We start from the raw sequence: 19,518 nt of genomic DNA on the forward strand, positions 1-19,518 counted from the left end.
GACGAGTGTTTGCTGGGTCTCGGCTGGGCGCAGCTTAGAGCTTGTCAATCCAAGTGTCTTCTTCACGGTTGTCCCAAGCCGAGCCGGAGGCTGCTGCCTGGGTTCGGCCCCATCCCTCAATGCGTGTCAGCACCTGGCGCACGTCGCGTGAATATAGTTCTCTGATGTTCGAGATCTTCCTAATCACGCAGCTCTGAATGACCTCTTGGCGTTCGGCCATTGAAGCGATTCCCGCATTGTCGAAGGCGTTTCGGATGCTCGCGATCTGTTCGGGAGAGATCGGAATTTCTTCGACGACTGGAGAAGTGGGTGCTGCCGCCGCCAGGTCGAAGAGCCCTGATTCCTCATAAGTCATTTGCGCGGGAGATCCTTAGTGTGGCTGGGCGGGGAGACGCCCATTTTATCCGGGTCAGCGCTACCGCCATAGCCAGATTTCTGGCGCAGTCGGCACCGGGCCTGGCATTACTGGTCAGCACCTCCTGCTGCAGGCACCTGGCCGGCGTTCCCGTCCAGCTCAGGGTTGCAAGTGTGTGCCGTGGCCCGGCAATGCTTATGAGGGCCGATTCTGCCGAGTTACTTTGCGGCTACTACAGTCGAATCCGGAGTGGTGCGGCCGCACGGCTGACCGTAAACGCCGACTTGGAGATCAGCCCCCTGTGTCCAAGTCCGCAAGTAGATCGATGCAGAAGTGAGCGGAAACTGAAATGACAACCGTTTATCGGGAGAGGGAGAGGCCATCAATTTTTCCTTGGCGCGATCGGCCCAAAAATCCCAGCTTGTCAGTGATGGGGGGCGACTTCCTTGAAGCAAGGCAGCGGTGAAGAGACTTGGCTCGTGGAGCGGGGCTTGGGTCCCTTGCTGCCGGGAGAACGAGGAATTGCCCGCCGTGTTCGTTTCCACCAGTCATGGTTGCGCCTAAACATCATGGGCATTGAGAGCTATGGGATTTTGGAAAGCCGCTCGCCAAAACCTCTCGGCAGTGTGTTGCCAGAAAGAGAGGCCAAAGAGGGCCGAAATTTTGTGGGGAACCTGGCACATGTGGAGTATTTGGCTCGTCGCAAGGAAGGCTGGGGTGTCGATCCAGTTCGTTGCTTGCAGTACCTGACCTCGAGTCAGACGCTGACGATCAACCTGTTAGCCTCGTTGAAAGCCAATCCGAGGTGGCTGCTTGCCTGCTTCTCTAAGCTTCTGCATCGTGATGACCTGCTAACGGTTCGTGCTTGTGCCATCGAGTATGCGCCGGCAAGTCCAGCCGCGCTGCTTGGCGACAGGACGAGGGTCGATACCCTGATTGAGTTCGAGACAGAAGCGGGGCTTCTTGCCGTCGTCATGGAAGTCAAGTACACGGACCGAATGAACAGCCGCAAAATTGCTATACACCGGAACGAGCGATACATCGAGTTGGGCGAGTCAACCTCGCTATGGACCGATGCAGAGGGTGTGCTCAATTCGACAAGAATGAATCAGTTGGCGCGGTGTCACGCCCTGGGTGTGGCGTACGCTCGGCAACAGAGCCAAGGATCAAAGTACGAATGTGCCTTGGTCGTCGTGCACCACGCCGCAGATCTCGCTGCCACCTCAATTCTCGATGAATACGGAGAGAGCTTGGCCAATCCTCGTAGCTTGGCTGGCTTCCAACTCAGTGACTTCGTTTCCGCAATGGCTTCCACAGCCCCAGACGCGGCTGCGCTCAAGACCTGCGACGAGTTGCGCGTGCGCTATGCCAGTGAAAGCGTCAGCGAATCACTCTGGCAGGAATTCCTGCAGGAATGCGGCAGTAAGGGGTAAGCGTTGATGCAGGCGCCGAGCTTCGACCCCGGGCTGGCTTCTGATCCGCCTCAAGAAAAGCGAACCTCATTCCCATTAGGCGGTGTAGGCCCCCACATAGAGCTCGCCAATGTTGGCAATTCGGCGAACGGTGCAGGTCTGAATTAGTTGCTGGCGTTCGTTCATGGAAGTGATACCGGCGTCGTCGAACGGCGGGCGATCGCGACCTGCTGATCGGTGATGAGGGGCTCTTCGTCTGAACCGGTTGCGGAATCAGCCCGGGCCGGTCGAAGACCCTTGCTTCGTCCTGCTGCATTGTCTCGCTTAGCCCTAGGAAGGTTGGTACCTGGCGGGTCCAGTCAGCGTAACTGTGCGGATTTAGGCACGGCCCACTGACGGCGCAGGCGAGATCCAGCAGAGGTTCAGTCTCAAGAATTTGCTGATGCGATTTCAGCACGAAGCCGATCGTGGTCCGTTTCAGTGCCAAGAGCGTGTGAAGAGCTGGTTCGAGAGGACTCATTGCGGCCATCCCGACAAGCTAGGGAGTCAGGGGCAGCACGTTGCGGCCCTAACGTTAGGATCGAGAATGGCCTGCGCTCCTCGGCTCCACCGTGATGTCAACGGGTGGGCGCGAGATACGACACTTAAGGTGGAAGGCTTCGCAGGAAGAGGCCAATTACCGTGAGATGAGGAGCACGTGACTGACGGATGCTTATGCCGACAGACGAAAGTTCGGGGTTGGTTAGCACGATGACGATCAATGCGTATGGCGTCGCAGACATCCTGACCGACGCATTGAAGGCATTGGGCCTGTGTGAGAAGCCTCCCAGATTACTGTCGTACGACGGGGACGACGTTAGCGGTTGGATAAACTGCGCCTTCCCTCTGGAATGGGAGCACCTGGTTCAGGCAGTAGACCCTTCTGATCCGACCATCGAAGCGTTCCTCGATGTTCGCTCCCCGCTCGTATGGGTTCCCCCACTGCTGGGGCCAAGGGGAGAGCATATTGACGCGCTTACGGAGATGTTGCCTCCACAGGACAGCCAGAGGGAGGGCTCCCTGGTCGTATTGCTGCCTCTGAATGCATTGACCCAACGAGCATGGGGCAATTTTCGGCAACGCCTGTTTTCCATTTGGCAGCCTCGAGTGGTTTGCGACATACCCAGCTCTATGATCAGCCCGGCTATCCACAGCGCCTTTAGGTTCATGCTTGTGCTACTGAAGCCTGCAGAAGTGGCTTCGGAGCTGGATACGAAGTTCTTCCGGTTTCCTTGGGAAACGGCACCCCGGATCGGTGATGTAGCAGATGACTTCAAGCGTTTGATGAGGATGAAAGGAGGTCAAACGGAGCACGGCTTTGTAGTACGAGGTGAAGTGTTTGATGGCAGTCCCCTTCATTTTGAGTCCGTCGACCCCAAACTTCGAAGTATGCGGCGCGAACTCGCAGATTTTGGGTCAACGCGAAGACTTGATGATCTGTATGAAGTATTGCCTCCCGGACATCGTCCGGCCTCCCCGGGCAGGACTGATGCGCATCCGGCTGAGGAGGAGCAGCGGTCGGTGCGTGTGCTCCAGGGGCGGGACATCCTGCGCACTGGAACGATTGCCGACACTGATGGCGAGGACGGAACGCAGTTCGTTACTGTACCGCTCGACCGTCAATTGGAACCTGGTGATTTCGTCGTCAGGGCCCTCGTCGGCAAACGGCCGCGAGATGGGCTGGTTCTGGCCGAAGTGACCGCCGAAGACCTTCCTGCAGCCGCGGGATCAGGCGTCCTGGTACTCCGACCTAGAACGCGGTCCCGTGGACCTATCCACGACTTTGTCCTCGCGTACCTGAGATCGCCCAGATGCGTCGAGCTCAGCATCCTCGATCAACTTATGGGTCACATGCGGCTCAGCGTACGATCACTATCCGAGTTGCTCGTCCCGTACCCCGACGAGGAAATGATCACGGCCCTGACACATCTTCAGGAAGTCAAGAACAAGATGCAGGGCTGGCAGGATGAGGCGGACGAACTTTTAACCTCTGTCTTCGACGAGGAATCGGCGAAGGCAGCACGGAAACGAATTATCGGAGAAGGACGGATTCTTCGCCAACGGGCGAATGAAGCCGATTCCCTTACGCCACTTAGCGGCCGCATACGAAAGCGGTTTCCCCTGCCCTTGGCGTACCGGTGGCGGGCAATGGAAGCGGCGCTGTCCGGCGGAACGTCGCGGGAAGGCTACGAAGCGATCTTGGGATTTTTCGAGGTGCTTTCCGCATATTTGGCTCAAATTGCCGTTGCAATGGCCGCAAACGCAGGCATCAAACTCCAGGAGGTCGATGACATTGCTGCCAAGGTTGGTGCCGGACGCGGCGGGACCACCGTGGGGGACTGGCTTGCCATCCTTGAGAGCACCAAGGGCAAAAAGTTCCGGGCACTTGACGACGATACAGTGTTGGGCGAAATCCGGAATGCCCTAGGACCAGAAGTTGCCGAGGCACGCGTGTGGTTGAAAGAAGCACGCAACGACAAGGCGCACGAGAGACCAGTGGATGACGTGCAGCTTCCCGCCGCCATTCAAGCAGCCAAAGGCTATCTGGACCAGATAATGGAGGACCTGTCATTCCTCCCTGATCTTTCCTTGCGCTTTGTCAGCGACTTCCAATGGGACGACATCACCGAAACGGGAGAAGTGTCCTATGAGGAACTGGTCGGGGACCACCCGGTCGTTCCTGCTTCTACCGGAACCGTGGACAGATTCCTCGAGAAGGGAAGTCTCTACATCGTCGACCCGCTAGACAGATGGCATCGGATTCGACCCTTCTTGGTCCGCGAGCGGTGCCCCGAATGCAAGACATGGTCAACCTTCTATCTTGATCGGCGCGCCGGTGGTGAAATCAGGTTAAAAAGTCTTGAGCACGGTCACGTCATCGTCGCGAAACCCCACGTGGTCAGGGCGCTGGAAGCGGTCTCCTATTTGCCGGCAAATTAACAGGGGGCGAGATTCCTCGGCCAAATCCTCGTCCTAGGCCCGGGAGACCCTCGGTCCGGTCGGCCCGAGGCAGTCAAACAAAGTCGAGGCAGTCCCTCGCGATGCGCAGGAGGAATGGCCAAGTACTCAGAAAGGCGTCGCCTACTTGGAAGTGTTCGAAGTAGTGCCACCGAAGCGGGCCCCCTTCTACGGATAACGTCAAGCACGATTTACAGTCGAACCCGAGGAATCGTATAGCCGAGAGTAGCAATGCAAAAAGTAGATTTTGGCTTAGATATTGGATGGATCGGTGGCCTGTTGAAGATGAATCCGATCGGGATCACCGATGAGGCAATAGAAGGCAGATTCCGGAACATAATCATGTTTCAACCAATTTTTTACGCGCTCCTTGTCGCCGAAACCGTCTGCGATCTCTAACAGGAGGGCTTCCGTATCACCGTAGACGTTCCCGCGATGGATTCGCTTCGCTGAGCCGCCGATCTTGAATATTTCGTGCGGCGAGGGACCGCCGGCAAGAGGCCGAGTCATGAACCATTCTTGAAACATCGGATGCCCGGACGTCACATCGTGGACAGCGTTGCTCGTCTGAACTCGATGCCATACATCGCGGACCGACCTGTGGTCCTCGCGGCCGGCTAGAACCTCGGTCATGTAGACGAACAAGCGCTGCATCAGCACCGCGTTATGCAGGACATTCACAGGCACCAGTGTCCCTAGCACGGCGATGGCTCCTTCGCGCAGAAGGAGATCGGCAATCGTAACAGCGCCGGTCCCTCTCGGTGCAACATGGCAGGCGCTCAAGATGACCAACGGCGGCAGCGGGCCAAGGTCGATGCCCAGTGAAAGTTCTTTTCCGACTTGGATGCCCGCCACATTCTGCGCAGGATTGGAAAACCCGTGGGCACTAATCACCAGAACGTCTGGCGCGTGCTCTGCGATGGCACTTCTTAAATCATCGACCGACAAGGTTACCTGATATGTCATCGACGACCGAGGATCGTCCTGGGAAAAGATTGCGGCGACGGCCTTCCAAGCCCGTCGAGAGGCTTGCCCGACTGGGTCCTCGGCAAGAATGCACTCGGCCACTAGTACCTTGAATCCTTCGCTAAGCTGCGCGTCACGTCGCGGCAACAAACCGTTCGGGACCGACCTAGTCAAGGGCAGGAGCGGACGGTACGAAACAGGTATCAAACATGAGAGCGGGTCAGATGATCCATGAGGGCTGCTCAGTCCGATGGGGAAGCTTCCGATGACGGTGAGAGCGGAGGACCGCACTAGGTTGTTTGCCAAAGGGGCTTCCCAAACTGGCTGCATTGCCTTGTTCAGTTGCTTTAGTAGTTTTCGGACAGCCGGCGGGCGCGCGCTTTGGCCACGCTTTGCAAGGTCGGCACAGTGCTGCTCTAATGCGGCTAGGGCTGTGAATGCTTTGGGGGGAACGGCAGGCATCGTTATCCCCATGGAGTCGTCGGCGATGGCTTGATGCGCAACCAATAGCGCGATGGCCGAGGACTCAATCTCAGAATCGGAGGCACCCTCGTAGCGTTCAGGCCAAACTGAGATGGATGGGCGACCCGGGGCAACGACGGGAGTATCCTCGTGCTGCACCTGGTACAGACGCCGCTGCTTCGGGGACACTCCCGGCAGACCGATCGTCAGTGGGCGTCTAAGTCGCTGCGCGGCGGCTTCCCACTCCGACGGCAATCGATCGTCTGCCTCTTCCGCTGTGCAGTTCTCGGAGTCAAGTCGAGCGAGTGCGGAGAGAAATGCTTGAATTCTCCAGGCCTCAAGAATCATGCTCTCTGGATCGGTCGGCAGCGGCAGCTCCTTGTTCTTGTTGCCAAGTTGTCGAAGTAGGCGAAGCATGGGTAGCTCGATTCCCGCCGTATCCAACGCCGTTACAGGTTCGATGTAGGTTTCGCGCGATCCTGCAGGAACAGGACCAGCATGGATCTCAGCAATGGCCTTCCAATGCGTCCGCAACGACATCGTGGACAGCTCAGAGAACACGGCGACGGGCAGGCTGAAGCCAAGGTCGCGGCCCAATCGGTCTAGCTCCGCCCGCTCATCCTCAGGACCTATCAGCAGGGTGCGGGACCATGCGCTCGGAATGCCCGTTAGCGACTGGCGCACCAGACCCATAGGGACTAGCCGCACATTGTGCGCGAAGGCTGCCTTCTGAAGCCAAGGCAGGTATTTGGTTCGAATGTCAACAAGGTCATGAGGGCTTTTAGGCAGGTGAAGGCAATACCAAAGAGCCGGAAGGGCTGGAACCATCTCTCGGCTTAGCAGTTGGGGCCGCGTACTGCCCTCACCCGGTTCCTCCCAGTCAGTAGTGACGGGGCTATATTCGGCACCCGAGTCGTCTTCTGAGGAGAAAGCCACCACATAGAGGATTGGTTCACTCATCTAGAAGTCTGCTCCAATGTCCGAGCCTCCCTTTGGCGGTCATGGGCCCTATTCTTGCACCTCGCCAGCTGTGGCCTGAGTGTCGCAATCCTGCGTGGCGTTCCCCTTGGGTAGGTTTAAAGTAAGTCGCTAAGGGAGGGCCCGTCCGGGCTTAGATTGACTCTCGGAACAGTCCCGATCTGATCAACAGTAAGTGCTTTTACACAGGAAGGTCGGTTGCCATGGTCGGCGTTCAACACCTCTCGATGCGGGTCCCGTGGCGGGACCGGGCATGGGATGACCGCGTATGCGACTCGCCTTTGGGGAACTCTTCCTGCACCTTGCTGGCGAATATAGGCACCAGGCGTGACGATGCCTACGAACAGGCTAATGCGGGTTCGACCATCACCTCCCTTGACACCAACCGGCTGCCTTGCCTTAGCGAGCGGGCGACCTTCATGTCCCCGAACGGCTATCGGTCGGTCAAGACTCATCCTTATGGAAACAACCGTGCCCTCAAAGGAACTCTGCACCCCACTCCTGTTGATGTTCCGGGTTACGCATTCGAGGCGGTGCCGTTCCGGTGGCTGAACCGAAGCTCCCTTTACAAAGAACTTGGTGTCAATCGGGTCCGAGGTTTTAAACCGGACGCCGAGAGCGCCGCCGATTTCGCATTGGGCTGGAACGACGCTGCGTGGGTGATGGATGGGGAAAACCAGCAGGCGGTCATCCGGGAGTTCTTCGACCCGGTCGCGGCTGACGACTCCTTGGTGCTCATGTACCTTAAGCACTCACCGTTCCAGGAGGGGGAACTGACAGGCCGGCTCCTTGTCGGTGCCGCGCGGGTAACCCAGGTCATGCCGCCACCGATGTGGCGGCAGAGCGGGAACCCGCCATTCAACTCCTCGATGTGGGAGACCATCGTGACCCACAGCCTCCGCCCCGGTATGGTCGACGGGATCCTCCTGCCGTACCAGGAGTTGGTGCCACTCTTGGATGCCAGCACCGATGTCTCCGCAGCATTGGCATGGGCACCTGAGGGCCGCGACATCGAATTTTCATACGTCACGGAACATGTCAGTGACGACGCAGCGATCCAAGCCCTCACCAGTTTGTTGACCGCAGGCAGAGCGTGCCAGGATCTGGGTACAACGTTGCCGGACGCCGCCTTGTCATGGGTTGAAGCCCAGATCGAGCGGTTATGGCAGCTGCGTGGGCCTGTCCCTGGATTGGCCTCAGTGCTCGGACATCTCGGTGTCGAACGCCCTTACGTGGCAGCCCGCGCGGTTGTGGCGGCATGCGAAGACAATGCCGACCCATGGGAATATCTTGCTGCGGGATTCGCTGACCGTGCACACTTCGGCGCCGCAGTGCAGGGTGTCCTTGGACCATCGATCGGCCGGATCTGGAACGGGCAAGATCAAGAGACGCAAAAGGCCCTAAGGCTCCTGTCGGCCATGGACATCAGCCAGGTTCAGGTAACAGCTCTCATGGAGGGCGACACCGCGGTCTCCTTGACGATCGAGGAGCTGTTGACAAACCCGTACTTGGCCTCCATCTGCACGTACGGACGGGACGAACACATTCCGTTCACCACTGTCGACCGGGCTTGCTTCCCGCCTGTCCATGTCACCTGGCAAACGCCACTTCCGGATACGGCCCGCATGGATGACAACCTCGACCGCCGACGCATTGAGGCGCTGTTGATCGATGTTCTGGAGGGCCGCGCCATTCACGGCGACACACTGCTCCCGCAAGGTGAGGCCCTCGACCTTGCGGCCAGCTATGAACTGACCCAACCGCCCCAGCTCTCCACAGTCGTGCTCAAGGGCCTCGGTCTGGACCATGCGTCGCTGCAGGAGATGCAAGACGCCGGAGAATGGTCGCCACTACTTGGCGTTGATCTTGCCGACGGCACAGCCGCTCTAAAGTGCCTGCGCCACGATGACATCTCCTACGTTATCCGTGCATGGGTCGAAGAGCAGCGCGCTAAGTCCGATTACGGCGAACTAGTCGCCGCCCGCGAGCTGCTGGACCGATCGCTCGGCGGAACTATCGCAGTGTCGCCAACCAGTGAAGTCGACCCAACCGAAGAACGCGCCCGACCGAAAAGGCCGCTGGGCTTTCCCAGCTTTTCTCCTCACCCCTGAGTGTGCTGATCGGACCCGCAGGCACCGGCAAGACGACGCTGCTGCGCGCTCTCGTCGGGCTTGACGGGATCGCCAACGGATCTGTCATCCTTCTTGCACCCACCGGCAAGGCCAGGGTCCAGTTGCAGACCAAGGTTGGGCGTCCCGCCAAGACCTTGGCCAGCTTCCTGGCACGCTCCGGCCGGTGGGACGGTGTGCGATACCGAGCAACTGAAGACGTTCGCACCCGCGTTCAGGCGGATCTCGTTGTTATAGACGAGGCTTCCATGCTCACCGAGGAGATGCTGGCGGCAGCCTTAGATTCCGTCCGCGACGTCAAGCGGATGATCCTTGTCGGTGATCCGCGCCAGCTTCCGCCGATCGGTCCGGGGCGCCCGTTCGTTGACCTTGTGACCGAGTTGCGCCCCGACGAATTACCCGGCGCTGAGCGTGTGGCTGCCGGGTACGTGGAGCTGACCGTCACCAGGCGTCAGTTGCCAGATGGCAGCGACGGAGTCAGACAAGACCTGCAGCTTGCGAGCTGGTTCGGGGAGCGTTCCGGCGGCGGCGCCGACGATTCTATATGGGAAGATTTGCGGCAGCATCCCTCGACGCCCACCATCACTTACGAGCCCTGGGGTGGCCGTACCGCGGTTGATACGCTGACCGACGCGCTGCAGCGCTTCCTGCCGGAACTCGCCAACAATGATGACTCTGAGCGCGGGTTCGCGTTAACCTACGGCGGGACCGAAAATGGTCAGTACTTGAACTGGGAACTCGGGGCAGGGAAGCGCGCAGAGGAATGGCAGATCCTCTCTCCAACCCGTTCCAGAGCGTTTGGCGTCACCGAACTGAACCGCCACATCAAGCGCACGTACCGTTCGAGGGATCTTGACCATGCAAAGCACCACGGACGGTGGAATATTCCGCGCCCGATCGGCCCCGAGCAAATTACGCGCGGCGACAAGGTTATGCAGACGCGCAACTCCCGGATGAACGGGTGGACGCGCGACCAGACCGCTGAAAAGCTGGACTACGTCGCCAACGGTGAAATCGGTGTCGCGATCGGCCGACTCGTCGCCGCGGCCAAGCGCCCAAAGAGCTCCCTGCAACTCGGTGTGGAGTTTTCTTCCCAGCCTGCCGTCACCTACTCCTACTGGCCTTCTTCGACCGATGACCCACCGTTGGAGTTGGCGTGGGCCGTTACGGTACACAAGTCACAGGGATCGGAGTTCGGCACCACATTCCTTGTGCTACCGGCGCGCACCAATATCTCTCGCGAGCTCATGTATACGGCGCTTACCCGGCAGCGCGACCACGTCGTGATCCTTCACGAAGGAACCCTCGAAGATCTTCGCGAGCTAGCCCATCCATGGCGATCGGAGACTTCTCGGCGCCTCACGGACCTATTTGCCCCACCGGAGCCGGTCACACTTGAACTTCGGGGAGAGGCACGCCGATTCGAAAGAAAACTGATGCATGTAACGGCGAACGGTGTCCCGGTAGCTAGTAAGAACGAGGTCATCGTCGCTGCCATCCTCGACGAACTCGTGCCCGGCCATTGGGAGTACGAGAAGCCACTCACCGGCACCGACGGCCGAACCGTCCTCCCAGACTTCACGATCACCCTCCCGGACCGACGAACCATCTACTGGGAGCATGCCGGCATGCTCGACCTGCCCGACTATGCCCGTAAGTGGTCACTAAAAAAGCAGTGGTACGCCGACCAAGGCATCGCGTCACACGATAATGGAGTCGGAGCGAACGGGATTCTGATGTGGACCGACGACCGCGACGGCGCCGATGCGCAAGCGTGGAAAAACCTCGCCCAAGCCGTCTTTGGGACGATCCTGCCCGCCCGCCCACCGCATGGGACCGACGCACCCAGCGGCCGCCGCGCAGCAAGAAAGGTCACTCCGGCCAGGCCCCAATCGAAACCGTGACGGGCCGCGCCCTACATCCAGACACGCATTCCCGGTGCAGCCAGTCCACCGAGCTGCAAGGGCCTGGACGTCCGCATGGTTGTTGGCCGCCGAGGTACTAACAGTTGGGGAGCGCAGGCAGTCGTCACCAACAGCGACGACTGGGACGTGGGCGTTTCCTGCAATAAAGTACGAAAAGGTCGACTATGGTGGAACACCGCCATCTTAGGTCCGGCAAAAAATCACGGAACTAATGGGACCAAGTATGAAGAATGAGTCCAGGTAGCTCGGAATCTCACAGCGGCTAAGCCACAATTTTTGAAACCAAACTGCGCGAAATCGGCCGCCGCGCGACGCTGCCCTATCCTTTGTCCATCCAACTGTGCCTGAGTTTTTTCGCTTGATGAACGCCACGCGGCCTTGTCTCTCCTCCCGCGTCATAGATCTGCCGTCCGCCGGTGTGCCCCGTTTCTACCCGCCCCTAACTAGCTGCTAGTTGGTTCCACGGTACGTGGCCATTTTCCAACTTAGATGGCCACGTTTCACGGTAGTTGGCCAACAAAGTGCTTTTCTAAGATGCCGATGTGCGGTCTGAAGTTAGTTGGCGATAGTTGCTGTAGATGGACAAGAAGGTTTCCAACCAACGTCGCAACAGGCTCGATTTGCAGGAAAAAGTATTACTGTTTGGATTAGTTATTCGGATCTTTGTTGAGATTTTTCGGGGCAATTTGGCCTAATTCTGAACAACTTGACTCTCGGTCCAATATCTTCCGAAAGCAGCCGCACCCCGGAGCCGCCAGCAGGCAGGACGAAGAGCCCGGCAGCTTGCTAAACGCTCCTGCGGCGGTCGGCTTGCTCCACGAGTTCGGTCATCCATGGCCGGTGCCCGTGGTGGAACACCATTCCTTCGGGAAGCCCCTGGACGGTCGGGACGGAATTGGTGATGTCGATGGTGATCCGACCTCCGGCCATCGGTGCATTGGTGATGTGCAGGTCGCCGAAGGATTCCGGGAGTACGGGATCCATCCACAGGCCGCCGCGGGAAACATGCGCGTCGTACTGCATCAGGCTCGTCACCATCCGGATCGGTGAGGTCGCTGCCCAGGCCTGGGGTGAGCATGCTGTGGGATAGGGGACAGGTGCGGCGAGCTGATCCCGGTTGAAGCCGCAAAATAACTCCGGTAGCCGGCCGCCGGTGTAATCGGCCGCCTCCAGCAGGGCGGTGGCGATCCGTTGCGCCTCCGCCACGAAGCCGTAGCGCATGAGACCGGCCGCGATGATCGCATTATCGTGTGGCCAGACCGAACCGTTGTGGTAGCTGATGGGGTTGTAGGCGCCCATGTCGCTTGAAAGGGTGCGCACGCCCCAGCCGCTGAACATCTCCGGGGACATCAGCCGTTCGGCCACCTGCGGGGCCTTGTCCTTGTCGACGAGGCCGAGGATTAGGCAGTGGCCCATGTTGGAGGCGCAGGCGTCGACCTGCCGCTTCTTGCCGTCCAAGGCGATGGCGTAGTATCCGCGTTCGGGTATCCAGAATTGCTCGTTGAACTGTTTTTTCAGCTGCGCCGCGCGGTCGGCGAGCTCGTCCGCCAAGGCTAGGTCGCCGGCGTCGTACGCGATCCATGCGCGCGACAGATAGGCGATATAGACGTAGGCCTGGACTTCGCAGAGCGCGATCGGGGGCTCGGCCAGCGTTCCGTCCGCGAAGTTGATGGCGTCCCAGGAGTCCTTCCAGCCCTGGTTGATCAGCCCTTGGGGGTTGAGACGCTGGTACTCGACGAAACCGTCGCCGTCTTTGTCCCCGTAGTCCCGGATCCAGTCCAGCGCACGATCCGCGTGGGGCAGCAGCGCGGCGATGGTTTCCTTGGCGAAGCCCCAGCGGCTGACCGTCCCGAGCGTCATCACGAAGAGTGGCGTGGCGTCGATACTGCCGTAGTAGGCGGATTTGCCGCCTAGGGAAAGCCCGCTGGAGACATCGAGCCTGACCTCGTGCAGGATCTTGCCCGGTTCCTCCTCGCTCACCGGATCCACCACCGTGCCCTGGCGGTCCGCCAGCGTCTGTAGCGTGCCCAAGGCCAGGGACGGATCCACGGGCATGGCCATCACTGACGCCCACAGCGAGTCCCGACCGAACAGGGTCATGAACCACGGCGCACCCGCGGCCACCACAACCCGCTCCGGATGGTCCGGGTCCTCGATGCGGAGCGCGCCCAAATCGTCATAGCTGCGCCGCAGGGTCCGTTCGATGGAGTGGTTGCCCATATGCAGCACCGGAATCTTGGCCACCCACTCCCGCCGGCGCCGGTCCCGAGGGGATAATCCGTCCCTGTCGGAGTGGACGAATGCCGCTGTGGAACCGGCTCCCTCGACGCTGGGCATCACGGTCAGGACTGTGCTCCAGTGTCCGTGCGGCGGGACGGTCACCCGGTATGTGAGGGCTTCCGGCGAAATGTCTGCTCCGGGGGCCTGGACGACCATGCCCTTTCGGATGTCCTGCCAGACGGCACGGATGGTGAGCGCGTCGCCGTCGGCCTGGCGGGTTTCGTCCCATTGCCGCTGGATCCGCGCCTCCTTCACCTCGAATACATCGGCGAAGTCCGCCTCAATCTTCAGCGAGATCACGCAGTCGGCCGGCTTCAGGGAGTAGTTGCGAACGGTGACCTGCTCCTGGATGCCGGCCCCCACTTCGCGCAGCCGCTCCATGACCAGCGGGCTGTCCGCATACCCGTCCGAGCGGGCAACGCGGCAGACGAACAGCCCCCGGTACGGCTCCTTCGTCTCCGCCGCCAGCGGCTCCAGCTGCTGGCCGTTAATGGTCAGGCTCCAGCCGGACAGGATGCGGGTGTCCTGAACGAAGAGACCGTGTGGATGTTCTGGGCGGATGTCCCCGTTGGGCAAGGAGATGCAGAACGATGATCCCTCCACCAAGGTGACTGCCCCGGCACCCAACGGACCGGCCGCCGTATCGGCGTTCCACCCAGCCATCCCGGCCCCTTCAAGAACCGACGCCGCATGACCTGTCCCTGTGAGTTAGGCGCTGACGTCGCTGCCAATTCTTCAATCGACGCTACGCCTGCTTTCTCTGGGATGCCAGAGCGAGGACACCTGCTGTCGCGCAATGGCATCCCACATTCGAGAAAGACGGATAAGCCGAGACTTCCGCAGCGACCGGTTCAACAAGGGCAGTCGAACGGCATCCTTGTATTTGCTGAAGCTGTCTAGGAGAGCAGGGCGGATTTCCTCCGGCCACGGATGCTCTCGGGCCGGACGCGCCGCAAGAACCGCCGCAAGTTCCGGGCAGCTTTAGCGGTAGGGGAGTCGATCGGGCTACGATGCGCAGCCTGTCTTCGATACTTCTGGGCTCGTAGGGCTGGGCTCTTTGAAATTCCCTGTCTAGTTCAGCGTGTCGAAGCAGAAGCCTTCGGCAGGTCTGAGCTCACCTGCCAGATTCACTACTTCACACTGAAAGACCTGAGGCAATCCAGCTTCACCCTTTGCCTCGGGAAGTGGTACAGGCAATCAGATAATGTCCTCGCGCTCTGCAGGGGTTGCGGGGATGCCTATCGCATCCCTGATGAGGTAGGGCTTGAGAGATTTTTCGTCGCGTTCCGCGGTGCGCCCGTAGAGACCACATACGGGCCCGTTTGGTAGCATCAACCGTGCTGGATCTGAGAAAACTCGAATACTTCCTCGTGCTCGCCCGTGTTGAGCATTTTGGGCGCGCCGCGGAACGGCTGCATATGACCCAGCCCGGTCTTTCCCAGCAAATCAAGGCCTTGGAACACGAGTTGGGCGTTCGCCTTGTAGACAGAACAACTAAACCTATCTCGCTCACTCCCGCTGGTGAAGTTCTCAGGGAACAGGGCGAGCTCGTCCTGACGCAGGTCGGTCTATGCGTGGAGCGCGTGCGCCTCGCCGAGAAGAAGATTTCCGGACTTCTGCGCGTCGCCTACACACGCTCGGGCGCAGACCTAAACATGTACAAACTAGTTGACCGTTTCCGTTCTTTGTACCCTGAGGTCGAAGTGTCGTTAACCTCAGCATGGACGAGCCGAAACCTGCAAATGCTGGAAGCCGGGGAGGTCGACATCGCCTTCGCAAGGTCCGTAGTCGACGGACCAACGATCGACACGATGGTGGTTGCAATCGAAGAGCTTGTTGTCGCAGTCCCCGGAGACCACCCCCTCGTGAATGATGAGTTCGTGACTACAGCCCAGGTCCGTGAGTACCCATTGGTGCACTGGCCCCGACACCAGGGGCCGGACTATTACGACGAGATCAAACGGCAGATTTGGGGGGGCATTGATCAGGAAATCGTCATGGAGCAACCCGAAGCGGAGCATATGCTTCGGCAAGTAGCCAACGGCGTTGGCATTGCCGTTCTTGATGAGCACCGCGCGGAAAAGCTCTGCCCGCCTGGCGTACGCGTCAAGCACTTCCAGGACCCCGCGCCGACGACAACTTTGGTAGTTGCCTGGTCACGGGACGCTGCACATTCATCCGCCGCGCAGCGTTTCATTTCCATGTCCCGACAGCACGTGTTCCAACCCGAAACCAGCAACGCAGAGCCTCCCACCGCTTAGTCGTGGGAGGCTCTTCGTTGCTTTATTGGCGCTCTTGATCTCTCTTTGTACGTAGCGACGCAGTGGATTTACCTGCCTCGCGCCTCCGCAGACTGGCCCGAACTGGACCTGAAGGGGAGCGGTTCACCGCGATGGTGTTCCTGGCGATGCCGCATCGGCGCAGACTCCGCGTACGTTGGCTACTTCAACATCCGGAGCCGTGAGGGGAAGCTGTCTATTGGCCAGCGGTGAGCAGTCTAGACAACGGCCGGCGGAAGAAGAGTAGGACTGTGCCGAGTAGCGCGCCTGTGCCTGCGACGATGAGGAAGTAGGCCGGCGACTCGATGACAGTGAACAGTTGCCCGAGCAGTCCTGAGAGCGAAGAGCCGAGGGCCAAGGTCAGGAAATTAAGTCCAACCATCTGGGATTTGAACGTTCCTGGACCAATCTTCGTTGCAAGTGAAAGCCCGATGGGTCCCACGAAGACTTCCGACGACCCTGCCATAACCATGAATATGAAGATGAGTGCGAGCGGGATGAATGCGTCGCCGGCGCTCTGAGAGATAATCAGCAGGAAGAAGTAGGCCGCTCCGATCTGGATGAGCCCGATTGCGAACTTGGTGACGGGGGAAGGCTGTCGATCGCCGAGTTTGTTCCACAGACGCGCCACCAGAGGGATAACAAGCACTAGCGCGAGAGGGCTTGCTGTGGTGATCCACGCGACAGGGAGTGTCCAGTCGCCAATGTGTAGGTCGATGCGTTCCTTGATGAGGATTGAAATCGCCGTGAACTTTTGGAAGAGAAGGCCGAAGTAGATACCGGCCGCCAGGAAGAGCGGCAAATAACCGAGGACGCGGCGTCGCTCGTCCTTGGTTACCGTTTTTGCCGTACACATGGTGACGAAGTACGCGGCGGCGGCGATGAGGGAGAGCACCGTGGTGGTGCTTGCGAGATTTTCCGCGCGCAAGAGTCCGGTCAGTGCGGATACGACAACCACGACGATTCCGGCTACACCGATTCCAATGACGAGTGGGATACGGGTTCGGGGGAGCGGGTTATTAATCTGGCTGGCTCGCGCAGGGAGCCGCTTCATGGACACGATGTACTGAACCAACGCGGCCGCCATGCCAATTACAGCAAGACCAAAGCCGAAGTGGAACCCGACTTGATTCTGTGCAAAGCCGGTGGTGAGCGGGCCGGCTACCGCCCCAACGTTAATTGCCAAATAGAAGTAGGAGAAACTGACGTCACGATCCTGCTGCTTTTTGCCTTCAACGATGAACCCGACGATCGAGGTGATGTTTGTTTTGAGGGCACCCGTTCCGAAGACGATAAGGATGAGCCCTGCACCGAGGCCGGCGAACCCTTGGGCGAAGGCAAGGACAAGATGGCCGATGGTGATGACGATGGCCCCATAGAGAACCATGTTCCTAGGGGCTACGAGTCGGTCCCCGAGCCATGCGCCGAGGATTTGGGCAAGGTAGACGGAGCCCCCGTAGGCGCCCACGATGCCGGCAGCGGCAGCGGGTGCCACTTCGAGCCCGCCCTGGGAGACGGAGTACAAAAGGTAAAAGGAGAGGATGCCCTGCAGTCCGTAGAAGGAGTAGCGCTCCCAAAGCTCGGTGCGGGCCATGCTCCAAACTCCGGGAGGGAGCTTGGGTTTGGTGTGTGGGGTTGAATGATCTTGTTGGGTAACTGACGAGGTGGTCATTGTTGAAGTCCTGCCGATAGAGATCCGCATCGGGCGACGAGGGATCTTTTTGAGTTTCTAACTGTGTCCCAACCGGCGGCGCTGCCGAGGCGGTACAGTTCGTGAACCGGGGCTTGCTGATGGGTGACGCGCTCCCTCAATGTGAATTCGTGATCGTTCCGGGAGAGATGGGTGAGGTTTGTGCCTTATAACGTGTGGCGTAGTTCAGGCTCGTGTCGCGACGGTTTCCGCCAAGGCTTCGTCGACCGCGCGTAGCGTCTGGTCGATGTCCGCGTCCGTGTGGACTGTAGAGATGTACCAGAGGCCGGTCTCGCGTGCGTGAATTCCGCGTTTGATGAGTTGCTCTGAAAAGTCTTGCAGGGGCTTCGTTTGTCCTGCCAATGAGTCGGCGTAGCTGCGTACAGGAGTTGGGGCGTTCCAGTGGAGACGTAGCAGTCCCCCGGCCTGTAGTACCTGGAGAGGCGCGCCATGTTTGTCGGCTTGTTCTCTGATGCCTTTGGCAAGGCTCGCCGAAAGGGTCTCGAGACGCGGATAGATGGCATCTCGGTTGGTTTCGAGGGTCTCCAGCGTCGCGTTGGCCGCTACGACTGCCAGAGTATTGCCGTTATATGTACCAGCGTGGCCGACGGTCGTCTCGGCGACGCGCATGATTTTTGCTTGCCCGACGACGGCACTGATGGGGAACCCCGATCCTAGCGCCTTGGCGAGCACAGTCAGATCTGGCACCACACCGAGGCGCTGCTGGGCGCCACCTGGGGCCAATCGGAAACCGGTCACGACTTCGTCGAAAATGAGAAGGCAGCCGTATTCGTCGCAGAGCTCCCTAGCAGCAGCGAGATACCCGTCGTCTGCCCAGAGGTTGCCCCCGTTGACCGCAACCGGTTCCATAATCACTGCGGCGACATCGGCTCCGCGCCGGCTGAGGAGATCTGCAAGAGCCTCCACGTCGTTCCATGGACAGACGAGGATTTCGGGACCAACGACGTTGTAGCTCGCTGTTTGCACGGGTCGAGGCGAGGGCCCCGTTCCAGGAGCGCTGCCGGGGCCATTGGCGGTAAGCGGATCCAGCCAGCCATGGTAATGACCCTCGAATTTTACGACAGCTTTGCGGCCCGTCGCGGCGCGTGCGATCCGCACGGAGGCTTGATCCGCCTCGCTGCCCGTCACGTTAAAAAGGACCCGCTCGGCGCTCGGCACCATGTGGATGATGCGCTCGGCGAGTTCCCCCTCGGCCTCATGCTGACCGCCGTACAGGACTCCAGCCGTCAATTGTTTCTGAACTGCTGTGATGACGGGTTCGGGTTGGTGCCCGAGGAGCATCGGACCATATCCGGCAACATAATCCACATAGGTATTGCCATCAATATCCGTGATACGGCTACCCTCTGCGTGATTGAACACCAGAGGCGTGGGCCGCAGCATTGCCCGGCGCGATGAAGTCACCCCCCGGGGGATCAACGTGCGCGCCCTATCCATATAGCGAACTGAGCCGCTGAAGTTCCGGTCAGTCATGACCTGGTTCCAGCATCCAGCTCATACAGGTGATGACGTACTGCCGCAGCCAGTGCGTCAGCAACACTTCTTTCCATCTTCATGTCCTTTCCATTGACATTGCGTTTGGATGGATAAATTAGAGCACCCATCATCTCAATGCCTCCAATAAAAGAATCCGCTCCTTTCATAAGCAGGGCTTATCAGCTCGGAAGTAACGACGACTCGGATTCATTCAAGCTCTGCAGGTGAGTAAGAATAAAACCCCTTACCTTAAGCCTCTGCCTTAAGTGCTCACGAGATCGATAATTTTTGCTTATTGGTGATGCTGAAGTTCCTATTGGACGGTCCTCAGGGGCAGCAGGTTTCATGGAGATGAACAAAGCGTGGCCGCAAAGGTCTGAAACACCGTGGAGAGCGTCTGAGGCAGCTGCTGGCGATGGCTTCGGCCCGGTACTGCCTGCTTCGTTGTTGCAGCGGAGAACGGGATGGGCTGTATGCGCCTCACTTTCACAATGGCAAGGGCTTTGAGTGTGCTTGCCGTGGAAGTTTGGTCGAATCGCCCGGCAACC

Annotated in this window: 10 protein-coding genes; 5 read left to right on the forward strand and 5 right to left on the reverse strand. The window is 59.4% G+C overall.

The window, feature by feature from the left end; all coding sequences use genetic code 11:
• Positions 1 to 34 precede the first annotated feature (34 nt).
• Positions 35 to 355 carry a hypothetical protein gene (locus V9L17_RS08320; protein WP_337351102.1) on the reverse strand — a complete coding sequence of 107 codons (321 nt, stop codon included), beginning with the start codon at positions 353 to 355 and terminating at the stop codon, positions 35 to 37.
• Positions 356 to 801: 446 nt separating this feature from the next.
• Here V9L17_RS08320 and V9L17_RS08325 point away from each other — a divergent pair, with 446 nt between their 5' ends.
• Positions 802 to 1,788 carry a PGN_0703 family putative restriction endonuclease gene (locus tag V9L17_RS08325; RefSeq protein ID WP_337351103.1) on the forward strand — a complete coding sequence of 329 codons (987 nt, stop codon included), beginning with the start codon at positions 802 to 804 and terminating at the stop codon, positions 1,786 to 1,788.
• A 729-nt stretch (positions 1,789 to 2,517) separates the two neighbouring features.
• Positions 2,518 to 4,746: a hypothetical protein gene (locus V9L17_RS08330; RefSeq protein ID WP_337351104.1), complete on the forward strand. Its 2,229-nt coding sequence runs from the start codon at positions 2,518 to 2,520 to the stop codon at positions 4,744 to 4,746.
• A gap of 270 nt (positions 4,747 to 5,016) precedes the next feature.
• Here the strand turns inward: V9L17_RS08330 and V9L17_RS08335 are convergent, their stop codons facing one another.
• Positions 5,017 to 7,152 carry a CHAT domain-containing protein gene (locus V9L17_RS08335; RefSeq protein ID WP_337351105.1) on the reverse strand — a complete coding sequence of 712 codons (2,136 nt, stop codon included), beginning with the start codon at positions 7,150 to 7,152 and terminating at the stop codon, positions 5,017 to 5,019.
• 221 nt (positions 7,153 to 7,373) lie between these two features.
• On the opposite strand from V9L17_RS08335, the gene V9L17_RS08340 reads away from it, so the two are divergent.
• Both V9L17_RS08340 and V9L17_RS08345 read left to right on the forward strand, forming a co-directional pair.
• Complete coding sequence (locus V9L17_RS08340) at positions 7,374 to 9,281, forward strand: hypothetical protein (RefSeq protein ID WP_337351106.1); 1,908 nt, start codon at positions 7,374 to 7,376, stop codon at positions 9,279 to 9,281.
• A 2-nt stretch (positions 9,282 to 9,283) separates the two neighbouring features.
• On the forward strand, positions 9,284 to 11,203 hold the full coding sequence (locus V9L17_RS08345; protein ID WP_337351107.1) for an ATP-dependent DNA helicase: 1,920 nt from the start codon (positions 9,284 to 9,286) through the stop codon (positions 11,201 to 11,203).
• An 807-nt stretch (positions 11,204 to 12,010) separates the two neighbouring features.
• Here V9L17_RS08345 and V9L17_RS08350 read toward each other — a convergent pair.
• Positions 12,011 to 14,167, reverse strand: a complete 2,157-nt coding sequence (locus tag V9L17_RS08350) for an amylo-alpha-1,6-glucosidase (protein ID WP_337351108.1) — start codon at positions 14,165 to 14,167, stop codon at positions 12,011 to 12,013.
• Between the two features lie 674 nt (positions 14,168 to 14,841).
• Here V9L17_RS08350 and V9L17_RS08355 point away from each other — a divergent pair.
• Complete coding sequence (locus V9L17_RS08355; RefSeq protein ID WP_337351109.1) at positions 14,842 to 15,765, forward strand: LysR family transcriptional regulator; 924 nt, start codon at positions 14,842 to 14,844, stop codon at positions 15,763 to 15,765.
• A gap of 214 nt (positions 15,766 to 15,979) precedes the next feature.
• Here V9L17_RS08355 and V9L17_RS08360 read toward each other — a convergent pair whose 3' ends face one another.
• Positions 15,980 to 17,377, reverse strand: coding sequence for a peptide MFS transporter (locus V9L17_RS08360; protein WP_337351110.1), 1,398 nt, complete (start codon positions 17,375 to 17,377; stop codon positions 15,980 to 15,982).
• Between the two features lie 282 nt (positions 17,378 to 17,659).
• Positions 17,660 to 18,967 (reverse strand): aspartate aminotransferase family protein, encoded by a 1,308-nt coding sequence (locus V9L17_RS08365; protein ID WP_337351111.1) that lies wholly within the window; start codon positions 18,965 to 18,967, stop codon positions 17,660 to 17,662.
• Positions 18,968 to 19,518: the final 551 nt, after the last annotated feature.

This window comes from Pseudarthrobacter sp. CCNWLW207 (genome assembly GCF_037203945.1).
Lineage (GTDB): Bacteria > Actinomycetota > Actinomycetes > Actinomycetales > Micrococcaceae > Arthrobacter.